Below are 19140 nucleotides of genomic sequence, written 5' to 3'. Positions count from 1 at the left end.
AAGATAATGAATCAGGCAGGACACCGGACGGGCGAAGGGCGAAGGCATTGGCGACGTATCTCATCGATCTGTCGCCGGACGATATGAAGCGCCGGCTTCCCGAGGCACTGCGCGTGTACGTCGACGCCATGCGCTACCCCCGCGGGACCGAGGACCAACGCGCCGCACTGTGGCTCGAACACACCCGGCGCGCCGGCTGGAAATGCGTGGCCGCGGTCGAGGCCCCCGAAGCCGATCCCGGATCCGGCGCGGGCCCAGACCGCGCAGATCTGCTCGACGCACCGCTGAACGGCATCGCATACGGCTACAGCGGCGCGCCGGAGCAGTGGTGGCAGCAGCAGGTCATCTCCGGCCTGCAGAGAATGGGCACCAACCCCGGACAGATCGCCGACCTGATGGCCAGCTACTTCGAACTCACCGAGCTGCACATCGAGCCCCGCGCCCAAGGACAGGGCCTCGGCGAGGCTCTGACCAGGCGACTGCTGGCCGGACGGGATGAGTCTCACGTGCTGTTGTCGACTCCTGAGATCAACGGCGAGGCCAATCGGGCGTGGCGGTTGTACCGGCGGCTGGGCTTCACCGACGTCATCCGCGGCTACCACTTCGCCGGCGACCCCCGGCCGTTCGCCATCCTCGGTCGCCCACTGCCGTTGTGAGATCTGGCACGATGACCAGCGTGCACGTCCGAGTAGCCAGCCGCCCTCCCAGACGTAACAGCCGGACCCGTCTGCTCACGTTGGTGATGTTGTTGCTGATCCTGCCCATGGCGGTGGGCTGCGTCCGCGTCCGCACCTCGATCACGGTCTCCCCCGACGACCGGGTGTCCGGTCAGATCATCGCCGCAGCCAAGCCGCGGGACTCCGACGACAAGGGCCCGCAACTGCTGAACAACCTCCCGTTCGCCACGAAGGTCGCCGTCTCGGAGTACAGCCGGGACGACTTCGTCGGTTCCCAGGCGGTGTTCTCCGACCTCACCTTCGCCGAACTACCCCAGCTGGCCGGCATGAGCCGGGATGCCGCCGGAGTCGACATCTCCCTGCGCCGCGCCGGTGACCTGGTGATCCTGGACGGCCGGGTGGACCTCACCTCGCTCAACGATCCACAGGCCGACGTCCTGCTGACGGTGTCGTTCCCCGGCGAAGTCACCTCGACCAACGGCGATCAGGTGAGTTCCTCGATCGTGGAATGGAAACTGCGGCCCGGAATCGTCAGCACCATGAACGCCCAGGCCCGCTACACCGATCCCAGCGCCCGGTCCTTCACCACCGCGACCATCTGGCTCATCGTCGGCGCATTCCTGGTGGCCGGCGTGATCGGCGCCTTGGCCTGGATGAGCCGGGACACCTCCCCGAAACCGGGTGACCCGGTCGCCGGGAGCGACTGACCGCGCACCGTCCCCACCGAGCACATTGCTACGCCGCCCTCACTTGGTACAAAACGCGCGGCACGCTCTACGCTGAATGCACACTCGGGGACACACCGTTGACGACAGAAAGGGGCGGGCGCTGAGCGTGCAAACATCGGCTCCGTCAACCGTCGAGCTGGCCGGGGCCGTCACCGACCAATTGCGCGACTACCTGCGTGAGCGCCGCCGCGACTGCGAGTACATCGGAACCGACTACGCCGAGCTGACCGAGGCCCTCGAAGAATTCGTGCTCCGCGGCGGCAAGCGGATGCGCCCGGCCTTCGCCTATTGGGGCTGGCGCGCAGTGATCGATCCGGCCGACCGCCCCGCCGGCCCCGATGTGTTGAGGTTGTTCGCGGCGCTGGAATTGCTGCAGGCCTGCGCCCTGGTGCACGACGACGTCATCGATGATTCGGCCACCCGCCGCGGCCTGCCCACCGTGCACCGGGTGTTCGCCGACCGGCACCGCGACCGCAACTGGCACGGTTCGTCGCGGCAGTTCGGTTTGTCGGCGGCCATCCTGGCCGGCGACCTGGCGTTGTCCTGGGCCGACGACATCGTCGCCTCGGCCGACATCCCCGCCGACGCGCAGCAGCGCGTCCAACAGGTCTGGCGCCACATCCGCACCGAGGTGCTCGGCGGCCAGTACCTCGACATCGTCGCGGAATCCAGCGGTGCCGAATCGGTGGCCTCGGCGATGAACGTCAACACCTACAAGACCGCGTCCTACACCGTGACCCGGCCACTGCAGCTGGGCGCGGCCGCGGCCGCCGACCGACCCGACGTCCAGCAGATCTTCCACCAAGTCGGCAACGACCTGGGCGTCGCCTTCCAGCTCCGCGACGACGTGCTCGGAGTGTTCGGCGATCCGGCGGTGACCGGCAAGCCGTCCGGCGACGACCTGCGATCCGGCAAGCGCACGGTGCTGCTGGCCGAGGCACTCGAGCTCGCCGACAAATCCGACCCCGCCGCCGCAGAGCTGCTGCGCACCTCGGTGGGCACCGTGCTGTCCGACGCCCAGGTGGGTGACCTGTGCCGGGCTATCGAATCAGTAGGCGCCCTGGCCGCGGTCGAGGCGCACATCGAGCTGCTGACCAACCGCGCCCTGGACACGCTGGCCGCCGCCCCCATTCACTCACAGGCAAAAACCGGCCTGGCCGAGATCGCCCGGTTCGCGGCGAACCGGTCGGCGTAGGAGCACAGCCCGCACGTCATGACACACACACCGACCGAGACCCCGAGCTCCGGGATCGCGCAACACGTCTCACGCCTGGCCGCATTCGCGGTGTCCGCCGATGCCCGCCCCGCCCGGCTGGGTTTCCTGGGTGCTGCCCTGCTGACCATCGGCGGGCTCGGCGCGGGCAGCACCCGGTTGCACGACCCGCTCCTGGAGTCACTGCACCTGTCCTGGCTGCGATTCGGCCATGGCCTGGTGCTGTCCTCGATCCTGCTGTGGGTTGGCATCGCAGTGATGCTGATCGCGTGGCTGTGGCTGGGCCGGCGCGTGATCGACCGCACCGCCACCGAATACACCATGGTCGCCACGACAGGTTTCTGGCTGGCGCCACTGCTGTTGAGCGTGCCGCTGTTCAGCCGGGACACCTATTCATACCTCGCCCAGGGGGCATTGCTGCGCGACGGCTTCGACCCCTACGTGGTGGGGCCGGTGGAGAATCCGAACCTCCTGCTGGACAACGTGAGCCCGATCTGGACGACGACCACCGCGCCCTACGGACCGGCCTTCATCCTCGTCGCGAAGTTCGTCACGATGCTGGTGCGCGACGACGTCGTGGCCGGCACCATGCTGCTGCGGCTGTGCATGCTGCCCGGCCTGGTATTGCTGATCTGGGCGACGCAGCGCGTCGCCCGCCACATCGGCGCAAGTCCGGCCACAGCCCTGTGGGTCTGCGTGCTCAACCCGCTGGTGATCATCCATCTGATGGGCGGCGTGCACAACGAGATGCTGATGGTCGGGCTCATGATGGCCGGCATCGCACTCACGTTCCGACACCGCCCCGTCTGGGGCGTCGGCCTGATCGCCATGGCCGTCGCGGTCAAAGCGACCGCAGGACTGGCACTTCCGTTCGTCGTATGGGTGTGGACGCGGCAGCTTCGTGACCGCCACGACCACCCGCCGGTGCGGGCATTCGTCCTGGCGACTGCCGCTTCCATGGCGATCCTCGCCGCAGTGTTCGCGGTGATGTCATGGCTGGCCGGCGTCGGCCTGGGCTGGCTGTCCGCCCTGGCGGCCGGCAACGTGAAGATCATCAACTGGCTGACCGTGCCCACCGCCGCCGCCAACCTGATCAACGCGATCGGCGGCCTGATCTTCCCCGTCAACTTCTACGCCGTGCTCGAGGTCACCCGCATCATCGGCATCCTCACCATCGTGGTCGCGCTGCCGCTGTTGTGGTGGCGCTACCGGCACACCGACCGCGAAGCCCTCACCGGCACCGCCCTGGCCATGGCAGTGGTCGTGTTGTTCGTTCCGGCTGCGCTGCCCTGGTACTACACCTGGCCGCTGGCCGTCGCGGCCGCCCTGATCCAGACCCGGCCCGCCATCGCGGTGGTGGCCGGGCTCTCCACGTGGATCATGGTGATGTGGAAACCCGATGGGGCACATGGCATGTACTCATGGGCGCACGTCCTGCTGACCACGGCATGCGCAGTGGTGGCGTGGTACTCGCTGTACCGCGCACCCGAGACGCCCGCGCCGGAGCCGGCGGCTGAGAACCAGCCGTCAGTAACCTAGCGCCTGGGCGCGACGCAGCACCTCACGTGCCTGGTGGGAATGCAGAGCGTCGACCGGGCGGGCATTGGAGACCTGCTCGGTGCGACCGTCGGCGGTGATCGTCAGCGACTCGTCCGGGGTGAACAACCAGCGCACGATCTCGGTGTCGCGGAAGCCGCCGTCGCGCAGCACGATCAGGAGGCCGGGCAGGTGCTTGACCACATGACCGTCGCCATCGAAGAAGATCTGCGGCACCACCATGACGCGGTCGCGGCGCACGGCAATCAACTGCCCGTCGCGCAACTGTTGATGGACCTTGGTGACCGGAATACCGAGCAAACCCGACACCGTCGGTAGGTCGTATACGGGCTCGTCGGGGTCCAGGACGTCATCGGCGACCGGAATGCTGCTCACCGCACTGATTCTAGGACCACGCCCACGACTCGTAACATGTGTCCGGTGGAGCAGCAATCGGATCCACTCGTCGGCACCATGCTCGACGGGCGCTATCGCGTGGACACCGCCATCGCCACCGGCGGCATGTCCACGGTCTACCGCGGCCTCGACGTCCGCCTGGACCGCCCGGTGGCGCTCAAGGTGATGGACTCCCGCTACAGCGGCGACAGCCACTTTTTGACCAGGTTCGGGCGCGAGGCCAAGGCTGTGGCCCGGTTGAAGGACCCTGGACTGGTTGCGGTTTACGACCAGGGCGGCGGCGGGGCCGGAGGCCAACCCCCCTTCTTGGTGATGGAGCTGATCGAGGGCGGCACGCTCCGTGAACTGCTGGCCGAACGCGGCCCGATGCCCCCACACGCGGTCGCTGCGGTGCTGGCACCGGTACTCGGCGGGCTCGCGGTGGCCCACCGCGCCGGCCTCGTGCACCGCGACGTCAAGCCCGAGAACGTCCTGATCTCCGACGACGGGGAGGTCAAGATCGCCGACTTCGGCCTGGTGCGCGCCGTCGCCGAGGCCAAGATCACCTCGACGAGCGTGATCCTGGGCACCGCGGCCTACCTGTCCCCCGAGCAGGTGAGCACCGGCGACGCCGACCCACGCAGCGATGTGTATGCCGTCGGCATTCTCACCTACGAATTGCTGACGGGCGTCACACCGTTCACAGGAGACTCGGCGCTCACCGTGGCCTATCAGCGCATGGATAACGATGTGCCCGCACCGAGCGCGGTAATCGCGGGGGTGCCAACGCAATTCGACCAGCTCGTGCGCCGCGCCACCGCACGCGATCCGGGACAGCGCTTCGCCGACGCCGACGCCATGCGGGCCGAACTGGCCGAGATCGTCGAGGAACTCGGCCTGCCCTCGTTCCGCGTGCCCGCACCGCAGCATTCGGCGCAGCACCTGGCCGCCACCCGTGTGCACGACCTCGGTGAGCCCGACGGTCGCCGTGCCGAGACGACGACAGTCGTGACGGCCGCTCCACCGTCCCCCTCGGTGCCGCCGCCGGCGGCTCCCGCACCGCGTCAGCCCACCCGCGAGATCACCCGCGACCAGCACGACTGGGCGCCGATCCCCGCCGATCCCGAAGCGGACGAATATTCATTCGGGGCAAGGCAATTCGCCGGTATCGAAATGAGCGAGTTCCACTGGGCCCGCCAACGTGCCCGACGTGCGCTCGCGTTCTGGGTGGTCGCGGTCCTCACCCTGACCGGCCTGGTCGCCGCCGCAGCGTGGACGCTGGGCAGCAACGTGGCCGCACTGATCTAGCTAGCCGCGCAGCATCTCCGCGACGAGGAACGCCAACTCCAGGCTCTGCTGGGTGTTGAGCCGCGGATCGCACGCGGTCTCGTAGCGGCCGGCCAGATCCGAATCCGAGATGTCCTGCGCCCCACCGAGACATTCGGTGACGTTCTCTCCGGTGATCTCGACGTGGATGCCGCCCGGGTGCGTACCCAGCGTGTGGTGCACCTCGAAGAACCCCTGCACCTCGTCGACGATGCGGTCGAAGTGGCGGGTCTTGTAGCCGGTCGAGCTCTCGTGGGTGTTGCCGTGCATCGGGTCGCACTGCCAGATCACCTGGTGGCCCGTCGCCTGGACCTTTTCGATGATCGCCGGCAGCAGATCACGCACCTTGTTGTTGCCCATCCGCGTCACCAGGGTCAGCCGGCCGGGCTCATTGTTGGGATCCAGCCGCTCCACGTACTCGACGGCCATCTCCGGCGTCGTGGTCGGCCCCAGCTTGATCCCGATCGGGTTGGCGATCACCTCGGCCAGCGCCACATGGGCACCGTCGAGCTGACGCGTGCGCTCACCGATCCACAGGTAGTGCGCCGACTGGTTGTAGAGCTTGGGCGGCCCGTCCGGATTCTCGGCGGGATCGGCAAGCCGCAACATCGAACGCTCGTAATCGATCACCAGAGCCTCGTGGCTGGCGAAGATGTCGGCAGTCTGCAGATTGCGGTCGGCCACCCCGCAGGCGGACATGAATTTCAGGCCCCGGTCGATCTCCCCGGCCAACGCCTCATAGCGAGCTCCGGCCGGCGAAGTCCGGACGAACTCGCGGTTCCAGTCATGCACCAGGTGCAACGACGCCAACCCGGAGGACGTCAGGGCGCGCACCAGGTTCATCGCGGCGCTGGCATTCGCATAGGCCCGTACCAACCGGGACGGGTCGTGCTCACGCACCGCGGCGTCCGGAGCGAAGCCGTTGATCATGTCACCGCGGTAGGACCTCAGGCCGAGCGCGTCGAGATCGGCCGACCGCGGTTTGGCGTACTGACCGGCGATGCGGGCCACCTTGACCACCGGCATGCTGGCGCCGTAGGTCAGCACCACAGCCATCTGCAGCAGTGTGCGGACGTTGGCCCGGATGTGCGGCTCGGTGTTGTCGACGAAAGTCTCGGCGCAGTCGCCGCCCTGCAGCAGGAAGGCCTCGCCACGGGCGACGTCGGCCAGCAGACCCTTGAGCTTCTCGATCTCCGACGGCACCGTCACCGGCGGCACGCTCTCCAGCACCGTACGCATGGCCTTCGCCGCGTCCGGGTCCCAGCTTGGCTGCTGCACCGCCGGCTTGGCCAGCGCCGCATCGAGCCGTTGACGCAGCTCGTCGGTCAGCGGAGGCAGTGGTGGCAGCTGGTCGATGGGGATGTCGACGGTCCAGTTCACCCGTTCATGGTAGCCGCCGGTGAATGGCCGTTTTCAGGGTTGTGTGGTGCCCGATTCCCGCGCCGGTGCGAGCCCGATCCCCGTCATCAACTGGAACCGGTTCAGATTGTGCCGGGCGTCGACGAGCGCGTCGTGCGCATCGGTCGGTTTCGCGGGCATCCGCGGTGATCCACGGTCCTCCCAGAACTGGCGCAGTTCGCGGGTGAACCGCGGCATCGCCGGAGGCAGATCGGTCATGGGGCCCCACAACTGGCACAGCACCACGTGGTCGTAGGCGCCCACCCACGCCCACAGCTCGATCGGCTCGTCACCGTCGATGTTGAAGAAATCCTCGAGCTCCGACCGGATCTGTCGCCGTGACCGCCACAGCTTCGACGCCGGGGACGGCAGCTTGGGCAGCACGTGCTTGCGCACCCACCGGCCCGCCCGGTCCGGGTTGAACTCCGTCGAGATCGCGTAGTACTCGCGGCCGTCCTCTGCGGCGACGCCGATCGAGATCAGCTCGATGGTGCGACCGTCGTCGATGAACTCGGTGTCGTAGAAGTAGCGCATCAGCCGATCCGCCCGGTCCGCTCCGTGGTGTCCGTGGTGGACGCCGGCGCGGGGGCGGCGTGGATCTCACGGTCCAGTTGCGCGTCGACGGTGGCGTCGTCGGGGAACTTCGGCATGCCGGTGATCGCGTCCTGCAACCACAGCTTGGCCTGCACCACGGGACGGCGCAGCCAGCGCTCCCGCTCCAGCGCGCGGTGCATCTTGCGTGGATGGCCGGTGTAGCGCCAACGCGCCCACGGCGCATGCGGCCGCGACAGCCGAACCGCCCCGACGAACAACAACGGGGTTATGAACATGCCCACCAATCCAGTCCACACCTTGCCTTTGAGCAGCACCACCACCGCCAGGAGCAGCGTCAGTACCGCAACCGTGACCACGAATGCCCGCACGGCCGGCGATTGGTCCTCGCGCCAGATATCGATATCAAAGAATGACAGCGGATTGAAACCCAGGATCAACAGCCCCGCCACCGCGACCGCGGCGAACACCGCATCCACCGAGGTGCGGCCGTCCTCGGCCCAGTACACGTCCGACAGATGCAGGATCAGTGCGAACTCGTCCAGCACCAGGGCCGCACCGATGCCGAAGAACACCGCGGCCACGGTGAACTCGGCTACACCGCCGTTGACCGCGAGCGTCACCATCGTCACGCCAGAGGCCATCACCAGCACGACGCCGATCACCATGTGGTGGATGTGCACGGATCCGTGCCCCATGTTGCGGGGCTGCCACCACCTCGGCGGCCGGTCGCTGCCGGCGTTCCGGCGGATGTAACGCACCACGAGACGCGTCACGAAGAACGTGAGAATGAACGCCACCAGGCAGCACAGCAACGGCAGGCGATCGCGGCTGAGGAAATCGAGGTGAACGGTCGCATGCACGGACAGAGAACTTACGCCGACGTGCGCGCGTCGCGAGTGCGGATGCGCCGTCCGGGGGTGGCCCCCGATAGTCTGTTGAGGACATGAGTAAGCGGCAGTCGCCCGGCGGGGCTGGTTGGGCACCGACGATCGGGTGGCGGCTTTTTCAGTTGCTCACTGCTGCCGGGTTGATCCTGGTCGGCTGGAGGCTTCTGGGGCACGTGCCCTATCGCATCGACATCGACGTGTACCGGATGGGCGGGCGCGCGTGGCTGGACAACCAGCCGCTGTACGCCGACGGCGCCATCTTCCACACCCAGGGCGGCCTGGACCTCCCCTTCACCTATCCGCCGCTCGCGGCGATCATGTTCGCCCCGTTCGCCTGGCTCTCGTTGCCTGCGGCGAGTGTCGCGATCACCGCCACCACGCTGATCCTGCTGATCGTCTCCATGATGATCGTGCTGACCCGGCTGAACGTCTGGCCGGACACCACGATCACCTCCGAACCCGCCTGGCTGCGGCGCTGCTGGCTGGCCACTGCGCTCGTGGCACCAGCAGTCATCTGGCTGGAGCCGATCCGGTCGAACTTCGAGTTCGGGCAGATCAACGTCGTGCTCATGACGCTGGTCGTCGCCGACTGCGTTCCGCGCCGCACGCCGTGGCCGCGCGGTGTGCTGTTGGGTGTGGCGATCGCGCTCAAGCTCACCCCCGCGGTGTTCCTGCTGTACTTCCTGTTGCGCCGCGATATCCACGCACTGCTGCGGACCGCCGTGGCCGCGGTGGCAGCGACACTGGCCGGGTTCGTCCTGGCCTGGACCGACTCGATCGAGTACTGGACCGAGACGGTGCGCAACACCGACCGGATCGGTACGGCCACGCTCAATACCAACCAGAACATCGCAGGCACTCTGGCCCGCCTCGGCCTTTCCGAGGGCCCGCGGTTCGCATTGTGGGTCGTCGCCTGCTTCGCGGTGTTGGCTCTGACGGTCTGGGCCTCCCGGCGTGCCCTGCGCACGGGCGCCGATGAGGCTCCGGTGGTAGCCCTGATCTGCGTGGCGATGTTCGGCCTGGTGGTCTCGCCGGTTTCGTGGTCGCACCACTGGGTCTGGTCACTGCCCACCCTGTTGGTGACCGGCGTGCTCGCCTACCGGATGCGCCAGTACCTTTTGCCTGCCCTCGCCCTGGCCCTGGTGACCCTCATCGGACTCGCGTTGATGGTGTGGACGCCCATCGCGTTGTTGACCCCGCACCACGAAACCGCCGCATCGGTGATGCGTCAGCTGGCCGGTGACGCCTACCTGTGGTGGGCGCTCGCGGTCATCGCCGTCATCGGGCTCGTGCCCGCTTCGAGGACGGGCCAGACCACCACGGCGCCCGCCGCCCCGCTGGTCCGTCTCAGCGGCGGCGAAGCCGCCTGATCCAGCCCCTAACCCGCTGCGGCGTGCGGTAACCGGGACGCGGGCTTGTCTGCCTCGGCCGGCTGGCCGTTGGTCTGCTGCGCAGACTCCTTGAGCGTCGCAGCGTAGATGTCGACGTATTCCTGATCCGACAGATCCATCAGCTCGTACATGACCTCGTCGATCACCGCGCGCTCGATGAAGCGGTTGCCGGCGAGGCCGTCGAACCGGCTGAAGTCCATCGGCTTGCCGAACCTGACCTCGACCCGGCCGAACCGCAGGCCTTTCGACCCCGGGGGGTTGACGACATCGGTCCCGATCATGGCGACCGGGATCACCGGCACGCCGGTCTCCAGCGCCAACCGGGCCAGTCCGGTCTTGCCCTTGTAGAGGCGCCCATCGGGGGAACGGGTGCCCTCGGGGTACATCCCGAGCAGCTTGCCCTCGCCGAGAATCCGCGTGGCGGTCACCAGAGCCGCCTGCGCCGAGTCCGCATCGGTGCGGTCGATCGGCACTTGACCGGCCACCGTGTAGAACCAGGCCAGGATGCGGCCCTTGATCCCGGTGCCGGTGAAGTACTCCTGCTTGGCCAGGAACGTGATGCGGCGGTTGACCACCAGCGGCAGGTAGAAGCTGTCCATCACCGCCAGGTGGTTACTGGCCAGGATGGCCGGGCCGTCACTCGGGACATGTTCCAGCCCAGTGATTTTCGGCCGGCCGAGGACGGCCAGCATTGGGCCCAACAGGATGTACTTGAACAGCCAATACCACATGGACCCTCCACCTCGGGCGCACCGCGCAACGCTCTGCGACAACTGTACCCAGGCCATGTTGTGGCTACCACATCAAGCCCTGGATGCCTGCTGAGTCTCAGCGGTGTCTCAGTCTGCTGGGCCCTCCACGGTGACCGGGATGTGCTGGTAGCGGCCGGGAGGCGGCGGGGGCGGGTAATCGGCGGGCGGAGGCCCGTCCGGACCACCGTCGGGGCCCGGGCTATCTCCACCCGGACCGGTACCGCCGCCACTGCCGGACCCGTCGGCTCCCTCATCGAGGACCGCGCGGATCACCGTCAGCAAGGCCACGCTGTGCTCGGCGATGACCGACAGCAACGGATGCTGCTCGCCGTTGGCCACCGCCGCCAGCGCACACACCGGGCACCACACCTGCTGGCATTTGCCGGGTTCGCTGTCGGCCGACGCCGCGAAGTTGGCCGCCGCCAACCGGACCGCCGGATCCAGCCGGTCCAGGATGTCCTGCGCCAATTGCCGCAGCTCCGAACCCAGCTCGGGATGAGACCCCGTCATGCCGGCCACACCTCCGGGTTCGGACGAAAGCGAACAGTCAGCTCGCCACCTCGCAATTGGGCATCCGTCACGATGCACCGACGCAGGACGGAGGCCAACCGCACACGGCGACGCATGCCTGCGACTCCGATGATCAAGTCGTCATCGACGCGGCCCAGCGTGAGGCCGGCCGAATCGATCTGCGGCAACTCTAACCGCAACCGGTACACCGCTTCGAGTCCAGACCCCGACTCACGGTCGACGATGGGTCGCAGTGGTCCGGGCGGCGGCGATCCGTCGCGCCGCCGAGCACTGTCGATCAGCTCCCCCAGCGCCTTGGGACCGATCGGCTCGCCGGGCACGTGTGGAACCAGCACCAGCTGCACGTCACCGATCGTGGTGTCGAGTTCGTCGAGCACGGTCTGCTGCTCGGCGATCCGCTCGGTGTACCAGTCGAACGCGGGATGCGCCGGCAGGTTCTGGTACTCGAACGAATCATCTTGCACCAGAATCTGATTGACGATTATCTCGGCCACCTCGACGCCCATCAGGGCAAGCGATCCCAAGGTTCGCGAGGCCTCTGCGGCCACCACCCGCTCGGGGGTGAGCACCAGATATGCGCTCACCCGTGAGCCGTCGGTGAGCAGGGTGCCGAGCCGGCGGATACCGGCGTCGACGCGTTCGATCAGGGCGACGATGGCCGCACTCACCGCATCGGGCGAACCCGACAGTCGGCGGTGCCGGGGCCAGGCCCGCTCCAGATAGAGGCCGAAGGTCTCAGGCAACGTCAGCATCCGCAGCGCATCCGCAGTCGAGGCGCAGTCCACCACCACGTGATCCCAGCGCCCGGAATCGGCGAGCTCACCCACCTCGTGCAGCCCGAGGACTTCCTGGATTCCAGGAAGTGCCGAAAGTTCTTCAGGGGCAACGTCCCCCAGATCGGACTCGGGGAACCGGGCTGCCAGCGGACCGGCCGTCTCCACCCAGCGCGCACCCAGCAGCGCCAGTGTGTCGAGAGCCAGTGCGTCCAGGACGCCACCTGCATCGGTCAGGCCGGTTTCCAGATCGCTGAGCACGCGGGTGGGGGCCCGCTGTCCCGTGGGGGCGAGCGCGATCCCGAGGACGTCTCCGGTGGAATGCGCCTGATCGGTGGACACGATCAGAACCCGCTGCCCGGACGCGGCATCACGGACCGCGGTGGCGGTCGCGAGCGTCGACTTACCTACCCCGCCCTTGCCGACGAACAGGCTGATTCTGGCGGGGGTCCGTGCGCTCCCATCCGGCGAAGTCACTCAGCCCTCTGCTCGTTTCTTTAGATCTTTGAGCGCGGTGTCGGTGAGCCGCCGCTCGGCCTTGCGCTTGAGCAGGCCGATCATCGGGATGACCAGATCTACCGAGAGTTCATAGGTCACCTCGGTGCCGGAGCCCTTGGGCGCCAAGCGATATGCCCCCTGAAGAGATCGCAGCAACGAACTGGATACCAGCGACCAGGTCACGGACGTGCGGTCGGCGGGCCACACGTAGGCCAGCACCATGGTGTCCTTGAGTACCGCGGCATCGAGCACCAGCCTGGCGGTCTGGGGATTGCCCTGAGCGTCGGTCTCGAGGACCTCGGCCTCCTTGTATTCGGCCACCCACTCCGGGTAGGAGCCGATATCGGCGATGACGTCCATCACCGTCACCGGATCAGCGTCGATGTAGATGGTCTGTGTCGTCTTGTCGGCCACCGCCACACCCTTCTCCCCGCCCCGCAGGGATGCCTATTCTCCCCCACCCCGCGGGGGCGCCTGGCTCTCGCCGAGAAATCTACCCTCCCGCAGATAGACCCGCTCAAACGCGCCAGATCTCAGGCCAGGCGGGACACCCCGACCGGGCGTGCCGCCTCCAACCGCTGCTTGATCCCGAAAGCCATCGTCTTGCCCGCCACGCGGCGTTGGTGGTTCACCTTCGCCAGATCCATGCCGGCCAAGTCCTTTGCCGTGGCGCCGGACGGTTCGGCGTGCAGGAAGTAATGCAGCACCACGCCGTCCATCACCTCCTCCAGCCAGACCTCCATGGTGCCGGTCAACGCACCGGTCACATTCCAGCGGTGGCCCTTTTCGGCACGATCCTCGACGACCTTGAGCACCAGGTCGGGCCACCACCGCCGCCAGCCGGCGGGGTCGGCAACCGCGGCGCCCACGGCGACCGGATCGGCGCAGACGAACGTCTCGTCGGCGATCTGAATGCTGTTCATCGCGGACTAGCTTCACACATGCGCGATCACCTGCCTACCGCGGCCGACTAGGCTGACCCGCAAAGCCGGTATCACAAGCCTGGAGGGCAAGATAGTGCGTGAGTCAATGCGGGAGTACAGCGTCCCCGCGTCGTTTGCCGTCGGCGAGCACGACAACATCGTCAGCTCGGTATCCGCGCACGCGGCCGACAGCCCCGACCACGTAATCTTCCGGCGCCTGGTCAACGGCACCTGGACCGATGTGACCTGTGCCGAAGCGGCCGACCAGATTCGTTCGGTCGCCCTCGGCCTGATCGCCGAGGGCATCCAGCCCGGCGATCGGGTGGCGATCCTGTCGGCCACTCGCTACGAGTGGCCGATCATCGACTTCGCGATCCTGTCGGTCGGCGCAGTGACGGTGCCGATCTACGAGACCTCGTCGGCCGAGCAGGTCCGGTTCGTCCTCGACAACTCCGCGGCCAAGATCATCTTCGCCGAGTCCGACGCGCACGCCGAGACCGTGGAACAGCTCCGCGGCCAGCTGCCCGAACTGCGCAAGGTGTTGCAGATCGACGGCACCGGCACGCCTGCCCTGGAGGCCACGGCCGAGGCCGGTAAATCCGTCGACGCCGCCGAGCTCGACAAGCGCCTGGCCGGAATTCGCTCGGCCGACCCGGCCACCCTGATCTATACCTCGGGAACCACCGGCCAGCCCAAGGGCTGCCAGCTGACCCACTCGAACCTGCTGTACGAGATCAACGGAGCCAAGGCCTGCTTCCCCGCCGAGCTGGCCAAGGGTGAGCGGATGCTGGTGTTCCTGCCGCTGGCCCACGTGCTGGCCCGGGCCATCACCATCGCGGCCTTCGCCAACAAGGTCACCCTCGGCTTCACCAGCGACATCAAGAACCTCGTGCCGACTTTCGGTGTGTTCAAACCGACCCTGGTGGTCTCGGTGCCCCGGGTGTTCGAGAAGGTCTACAACACCGCCGAGCAGAACGCCCGCAACGACGGCAAGGGCAAGATCTTCTCGATCGCCGCCGACACTGCGATCGAGTGGAGTAAAGCCCAGGACACCGGTGGTCCAGGCCTGCTTCTGCGGGTCAAGCACGCATTGTTCGACAAGCTGGTCTACGGCAAGCTGCGCGCCGCCCTCGGTGGCGAATGCCGCGCCGCGATCTCCGGCGGCGCACCGCTCGGCGCGCGGCTGGGCCACTTCTATCGTGGTGTGGGACTGAGCATCTACGAGGGCTACGGGCTGACCGAGACCAGCGCGGCGATCACCGTCAACCGGGTCAACGACCTCAAGGTCGGCTCGGTCGGCAAGCTGATGCCCGGCAACAGCATGCGCATCGCCGAAGACGGCGAGCTGCTGGTCAAGGGCGGCGTGGTGTTCAGCGGCTATTGGGGCAACGAGGCCGAGACCAATGCGGTGTTCACCGACGGGTGGTTCCACACCGGCGACCTCGGCGCCATCGACGACGACGGTTTCCTCACCATCGTCGGGCGCAAGAAGGAGATCATCGTCACCGCCGGCGGCAAGAACGTCGCACCGGCCCTGTTGGAGGACCGGCTGCGGGCCCACCCGTTGATCAGTCAGGCCATGGCCGTCGGTGATCAGCAGCCGTTCATCGCCGCACTCATCACCATCGACCCGGAGGCGTTCCCCGGGTGGAAGCAGCGCAACAGTAAGGACGGCGACGCCTCGGTCGGCGATCTCGCCGAGGACCCGGACCTGCTGGCCGAGATCGACCTGGCGGTCAAGGACGCCAATCAGGCGGTGTCCCATGCCGAGTCGATCCGCAAGTTCCGGATCCTGCCGGTCGATTTCACCGAGGACACCGGCGAGCTGACCCCGACCCTCAAGGTCAAGCGCAAGGTCGTGGCCGAGAAGTTCGCCGCCGACATCGCCGCGCTCTACGGCTGATCTAGGCCCGATCGTCGGGCTGATCCGAGGATCAGCCCGACAGCAGCGCGGTCAGCTTGGCGCCCTGGGAGCGCCACTGCCAGTTGTCGACGGCCCAGTGCCGCCCGGCCGCTCCCATCGCGGCGGCGCGTCCCGGATCTGCCAGTAGATCGGAAATGGCGGACGCGACGACTCCGACATCATTGCCGTCCACGACGGTGCCGGTCTGGCCGTCCAGAACGGTTTCCGGTGCCCCGCCAGAGGTTCCGGCGATCACCGGCACACCGCACGCCGAGGCCTCCAGATACACGATGCCGAGCCCTTCGACGTCCAGGCCCGCCCCGCGGGTCCGGCACGGCATGGCGAACACGTCGGCCATCGCATGGTGCGCGGGCAGTTCGGAGCCGGGCACAGCACCGGTGAAGATGATGTCGGCGGCCACATCGTGGGTGTGCGCGAGCTGTTGCAGGCTCTGCAGATACGGTCCGCCGCCGACGATGACCAACGCTGCGTCGGGAACGCGGCGCCGGATGGTGGGCCAGGCACGGATGAGCATGTCCTGGCCCTTACGCGGCACCAGGCGGGACAGGCACACGACCACCGGGCGCTGCCCCAGCCCGTAGCGGGCACGCAATTCGGCGCGGGCCACCGGGTCGGGTACGAAGCGGTCGGTGTCGACGCCGGGCGACAGACGTTCCAGCGCCGCGCGGGGACCGAACGCCGACGCGAACCTGCCGCGGGTGTAGTCGCTGACGAACGTCACGACGTCGGCGTCGTCTCCGATGCGGCGCAGTGCGCCGCGCGCCACCGGCAACATCGACCAGCCGACCTCGTGGCCATGGGTACTGGCCACCACCCGCCTGGCTCCGGCCCGCCGGGCCAGCGGCCCCAGCAGTGCCAGCGGAGCGGCCGCCCCGAACCACACCGTCTCGATGTCGTTGTCGGCGATCAGCCGCTGCATGCGGTTCGCAACCATCGGCTCGGGCACCATCAGCGTGGTCGGGTGCCGCACCACCTGGTATCCGGCCGCGGCGGCCCGGCCATCGAAGTCCGGGCTGCCCTTCCACTTGGGTGCGTACACCGTGAGCTGGTGTGAGCCGTCGCGCATCAACTCGCCGACGAACGCCTCCAGGTAGGACTGGATACCGCCGCGCCGCGGTGGAAAGTCGTTGGTGACCAACAAAACCCGCGTCATCGCGCTATCCCCTGCCATGTGCTCCCCATCGGCGACAGGTTATCCGGTCAGCCAGCGACGCCAACCGGCAACCACGTCGTCGAGGTCGGCGCCCAGCGCTTCTCGCACCGCGGTGGCCACATCCGGATGATCGGGTCCACATGCACGCTGATACAGCTCACGCAGCTTCGGAACCCCGTAGGCGTCGGCGACGTAGCGACTGAACCACCACGCCCGGTCGTATGCCAGGCTGCGGGCCACGCCGGGTGTGTCGAGATCGGCATCGGTGGGCAGCTGGGCCAGTGCCGCCGCCTGTGCCGGACCGGGTGGCGCGGCAGGTGGTCGGCCGACGTAGTCAGCCACTCCCTCGGTGAGCCAGCGCGGCGCATCGGCCGCGGTGCGCGACCGGGCCGCGTAATGAAACAGCTCATGGCGCAACACAATTCGTAACGCGGCCGGGGTCATGCCGGCGGCGCCGGGGGCGAACATGATCCTCTGGGCCGTAGTGGTCGCCGCGATATCGGCGGCTCCGCCGGCCAGCACCCGGAACTGCTGATCGGAGCCTGCGACCGCGATCTCGATGTCGCGCGGCCAGTCCGGACCCCAGAACGCCGTGACCGCAGCGGCTGCGTCGGGAAGTTCGGCGCCAAGCCGTTGAAGCAGGGCCGGGGACTGCGAGCCGCCGAGGGCGAGCAGCAGGGCGGTGCGCCCGTCGGGCAGCACCGCCACGGTGACCGGGTCGGGTGCTGGGGTACCGGGCACGGTGGTGACGTCCGACGGCACCGCCGAGTCCGGCGATGGGGTCGGTGCAGATTTCCACAACAGCGCCGCTGCCAGTGCCAACTCCACCAGCAACAGCGCGACCAGCAGACGCCTGCGGACGCTCAGGGCGACGCCGCTATCGGGATTTCTCAGTGCCCTCAGTACCGGCGGACGTTATAGATCGGCGCATTGTTGACCGGGGCGACCCGCACCGGGGTGCCGTACGTCGACGCGTGCACCATCATCCCGTCGCCGATGTAGATGCCCACATGGGAGGCATCGGAGTAATAAGTCACCACGTCACCGGGCTGCATCGAGTCAGACGACACCGGCTGGCCACCGCGGGCCATGGCCTGGCTGGAATGTGGCAGCGAGATTCCGGCGTGCTGGAACGCCCACATCACCAGACCCGAACAGTCGAACGAGCTGGGACCGGCTGCACCCCAGGAGTAAGGCGAGCCGATGCGGCTCAACGCCGCCTGGATGACGGTGCCGGAATGCGCGTCGCCTCCACCCGGGAGGGCGCCTTCCGGCGGGGCGACGTCACCAGGCGGGATGCCGTTCGGCGGGTCAGCCAACACGGCAGGATCCTGCGCCGGCGGCAACGCCTCGGGCGCAGGCACCGGCGGAGCCGGCGGCAGGGCCGTCATCGCTTCACGCTGAGCCGGGCTCAGCGCCTGGTACTGCGATTTGACGATGGCGATCTGCACCTGCAGCTGACTTTGCTTGGATTGCAGGTCGGCGCGTACGGCGGCGGCCTGCTCGGCGGCGGTCTTGGCTTCGGCGGCCGATGTGGCCGACTCCCGCTCGATCACTGCGGCCTTCTCGCCCACCGAACGGAAGTTCTTCATCTGCGCCGACATCTCGGTCGCCATCACCCGCTGCACGGCGAGCTGCTCGATCAGCTGCTGCGGCGAGCCGGCGGTCAGGATGGCGTCCACTCCGGAGGTGCGCCCCCCCATGTACTGGGCTGCAGCTACCTTGTTGACCGAAGTTTGAAAGGTTGCCAGCTCCGACTTGGCCTCTTCGACCGCCGAGCTGTCGTCGGTGTGCTTCTTCTCGGCAGCCTCTTGTGCCGCAACCTTTTTGTTCAGGTCGAGCTGGGCTGAGTGCATGGCCTCGGTGGTCTGCTCAGCCTGACGGGACAGCTCATTGAGCTTTGCCATGGCATCGTCGGCGGGATCGGCCTGCGAACTCCCTGCGAGGAATCCGGGTATCAAGATCAAGCCCGCTATCACACCTGCGATGGGTCGCTTGACACGACTTGTGGGCCGGTGCGCGCGGTCGTGCCTCAAGTTTTCGTCCTCACAACTGGCGATGGCGAGCCGCCTCGAACTGCTCTTAGGTCTCAGATAGGTTACGAAACGGCATCGGGCTTGTCCAACAGAAGGTGCAAATTTAACAGCCAACCCTGGATATTTTCCTGTGGACGAAGCGCTGCGTGTCGTCAGGCGACTCCAGATCTGCCGTTCCGGTGAATCGGAACGAGCCGCAGCCGCGGCGCAAGGCCCACGTCAGCGAGCACTTCCAGCGCATGACGCTCGTCATCTAGCAAAGTTTCCGGAACCCCCAGCAGAACACTGACGACGCAGTCCTGGCATCCGGGCCCCTGTACCGCGCAATCGTCGCAGTCGATGGTCACGCTGCCGGTGTCCGGCTCGTCGGGGCAAGGCTCGTCGGCCCAGGACCAGTTGTCCTGCCGCACTCCGCTCATCTTGACCGTCCTCTCGATCGGTAT

Annotated in this window: 20 protein-coding genes; 7 read left to right on the top strand and 13 right to left on the bottom strand. The window is 67.6% G+C overall.

All coding sequences use genetic code 11. The features are described from left to right. Window positions 1-47: 47 nt before the first annotated feature. The 4 genes from ACZY08_RS21995 to ACZY08_RS21980 all read left to right on the top strand — a co-directional run bounded on the left by ACZY08_RS21995 (window position 48) and on the right by ACZY08_RS21980 (window position 4157). A complete protein-coding gene (locus tag ACZY08_RS21995; RefSeq protein ID WP_463746740.1) occupies window positions 48-656 on the top strand; it encodes a GNAT family N-acetyltransferase in 609 nt (202 codons plus the stop codon). Between the two features lie 11 nt (window positions 657-667). Next, complete coding sequence (locus ACZY08_RS21990) at window positions 668-1384, top strand: LppM family (lipo)protein (RefSeq protein ID WP_463746739.1); 717 nt, start codon at window positions 668-670, stop codon at window positions 1382-1384. 127 nt (window positions 1385-1511) lie between these two features. Beyond that, complete coding sequence (gene idsA2, locus ACZY08_RS21985; RefSeq protein ID WP_463746738.1) at window positions 1512-2600, top strand: bifunctional (2E,6E)-farnesyl/geranyl diphosphate synthase; 1089 nt, start codon at window positions 1512-1514, stop codon at window positions 2598-2600. A gap of 18 nt (window positions 2601-2618) precedes the next feature. Continuing rightward, on the top strand, window positions 2619-4157 hold the full coding sequence (locus ACZY08_RS21980; RefSeq protein ID WP_463746737.1) for an alpha-(1->6)-mannopyranosyltransferase A: 1539 nt from the start codon (window positions 2619-2621) through the stop codon (window positions 4155-4157). On the opposite strand, the gene ACZY08_RS21975 is transcribed toward ACZY08_RS21980, so the two are convergent. After that, window positions 4146-4550: an Rv2175c family DNA-binding protein gene (locus tag ACZY08_RS21975; protein WP_463746736.1), complete on the bottom strand. Its 405-nt coding sequence runs from the start codon at window positions 4548-4550 to the stop codon at window positions 4146-4148. The two genes, ACZY08_RS21980 and ACZY08_RS21975, sit on opposite strands and share 12 nt — an antisense overlap. A 36-nt stretch (window positions 4551-4586) precedes the next feature. On the opposite strand from ACZY08_RS21975, the gene ACZY08_RS21970 reads away from it, so the two are divergent. After that, complete coding sequence (locus ACZY08_RS21970) at window positions 4587-5858, top strand: protein kinase domain-containing protein (RefSeq protein ID WP_463746735.1); 1272 nt, start codon at window positions 4587-4589, stop codon at window positions 5856-5858. On the opposite strand, the gene ACZY08_RS21965 is transcribed toward ACZY08_RS21970, so the two are convergent. Genes ACZY08_RS21965 through ACZY08_RS21955 form a run of 3 tightly spaced genes read right to left on the bottom strand, consistent with a single transcriptional unit; the run spans window position 5859 to window position 8689 of the window. Further along, window positions 5859-7256 carry a class II 3-deoxy-7-phosphoheptulonate synthase gene (locus tag ACZY08_RS21965; RefSeq protein WP_463746734.1) on the bottom strand — a complete coding sequence of 466 codons (1398 nt, stop codon included), beginning with the start codon at window positions 7254-7256 and terminating at the stop codon, window positions 5859-5861. A 33-nt stretch (window positions 7257-7289) separates the two neighbouring features. Further along, complete coding sequence (locus ACZY08_RS21960) at window positions 7290-7808, bottom strand: polyadenylate-specific 3'-exoribonuclease AS (RefSeq protein ID WP_463746733.1); 519 nt, start codon at window positions 7806-7808, stop codon at window positions 7290-7292. Then, a complete protein-coding gene (locus tag ACZY08_RS21955; RefSeq protein ID WP_463746732.1) occupies window positions 7808-8689 on the bottom strand; it encodes a hypothetical protein in 882 nt (293 codons plus the stop codon). Before ACZY08_RS21955 ends, ACZY08_RS21960 begins: the two co-directional genes overlap by 1 nt. A gap of 83 nt (window positions 8690-8772) precedes the next feature. Between ACZY08_RS21955 and ACZY08_RS21950 the strand changes: the two genes are divergently transcribed. Then, complete coding sequence (locus ACZY08_RS21950) at window positions 8773-10086, top strand: glycosyltransferase 87 family protein (RefSeq protein ID WP_463746731.1); 1314 nt, start codon at window positions 8773-8775, stop codon at window positions 10084-10086. Window positions 10087-10094: 8 nt separating this feature from the next. Here the strand turns inward: ACZY08_RS21950 and ACZY08_RS21945 are convergent, their stop codons facing one another. The 5 genes from ACZY08_RS21945 to ACZY08_RS21925 form a co-directional block, all read right to left on the bottom strand. Then, window positions 10095-10838: a lysophospholipid acyltransferase family protein gene (locus ACZY08_RS21945; protein WP_463746730.1), complete on the bottom strand. Its 744-nt coding sequence runs from the start codon at window positions 10836-10838 to the stop codon at window positions 10095-10097. A 108-nt stretch (window positions 10839-10946) separates the two neighbouring features. Beyond that, window positions 10947-11369 carry a hypothetical protein gene (locus tag ACZY08_RS21940; protein WP_463746729.1) on the bottom strand — a complete coding sequence of 141 codons (423 nt, stop codon included), beginning with the start codon at window positions 11367-11369 and terminating at the stop codon, window positions 10947-10949. Continuing rightward, window positions 11366-12640, bottom strand: a complete 1275-nt coding sequence (locus ACZY08_RS21935; protein ID WP_463746728.1) for an ArsA family ATPase — start codon at window positions 12638-12640, stop codon at window positions 11366-11368. Before ACZY08_RS21935 ends, ACZY08_RS21940 begins: the two co-directional genes overlap by 4 nt. Further along, window positions 12641-13075: an SRPBCC family protein gene (locus ACZY08_RS21930; RefSeq protein WP_463746727.1), complete on the bottom strand. Its 435-nt coding sequence runs from the start codon at window positions 13073-13075 to the stop codon at window positions 12641-12643. A gap of 119 nt (window positions 13076-13194) precedes the next feature. Beyond that, entirely contained in the window at window positions 13195-13584 is a 390-nt protein-coding gene (locus ACZY08_RS21925; protein WP_463746726.1) for a polyketide cyclase / dehydrase and lipid transport, read from the bottom strand. Window positions 13585-13690: 106 nt separating this feature from the next. Here ACZY08_RS21925 and ACZY08_RS21920 point away from each other — a divergent pair, with 106 nt between their 5' ends. Beyond that, window positions 13691-15487 carry an AMP-dependent synthetase/ligase gene (locus ACZY08_RS21920; RefSeq protein ID WP_463746917.1) on the top strand — a complete coding sequence of 599 codons (1797 nt, stop codon included), beginning with the start codon at window positions 13691-13693 and terminating at the stop codon, window positions 15485-15487. Window positions 15488-15518: 31 nt separating this feature from the next. Here the strand turns inward: ACZY08_RS21920 and pimB are convergent, their stop codons facing one another. The 4 genes from pimB to ACZY08_RS21900 all read right to left on the bottom strand — a co-directional run bounded on the left by pimB (window position 15519) and on the right by ACZY08_RS21900 (window position 19116). Further along, on the bottom strand, window positions 15519-16661 hold the full coding sequence (pimB, locus tag ACZY08_RS21915; protein ID WP_463746916.1) for a GDP-mannose-dependent alpha-(1-6)-phosphatidylinositol monomannoside mannosyltransferase: 1143 nt from the start codon (window positions 16659-16661) through the stop codon (window positions 15519-15521). A gap of 39 nt (window positions 16662-16700) precedes the next feature. Then, window positions 16701-17423 (bottom strand): peptidase, encoded by a 723-nt coding sequence (locus tag ACZY08_RS21910; protein ID WP_463746915.1) that lies wholly within the window; start codon window positions 17421-17423, stop codon window positions 16701-16703. A gap of 137 nt (window positions 17424-17560) precedes the next feature. Then, on the bottom strand, window positions 17561-18697 hold the full coding sequence (ripC, locus tag ACZY08_RS21905) for a peptidoglycan hydrolase RipC (protein WP_463746725.1): 1137 nt from the start codon (window positions 18695-18697) through the stop codon (window positions 17561-17563). 152 nt (window positions 18698-18849) lie between these two features. Then, entirely contained in the window at window positions 18850-19116 is a 267-nt protein-coding gene (locus tag ACZY08_RS21900; protein ID WP_463746724.1) for a hypothetical protein, read from the bottom strand. Window positions 19117-19140 lie beyond the last annotated feature (24 nt).

This window comes from Mycobacterium sp. IDUB_9 (genome assembly GCF_055419505.1).
The sequence above is the reverse complement of the archived record's forward strand: the minus strand, read 5'-3'. Positions and strand labels throughout refer to the sequence as shown.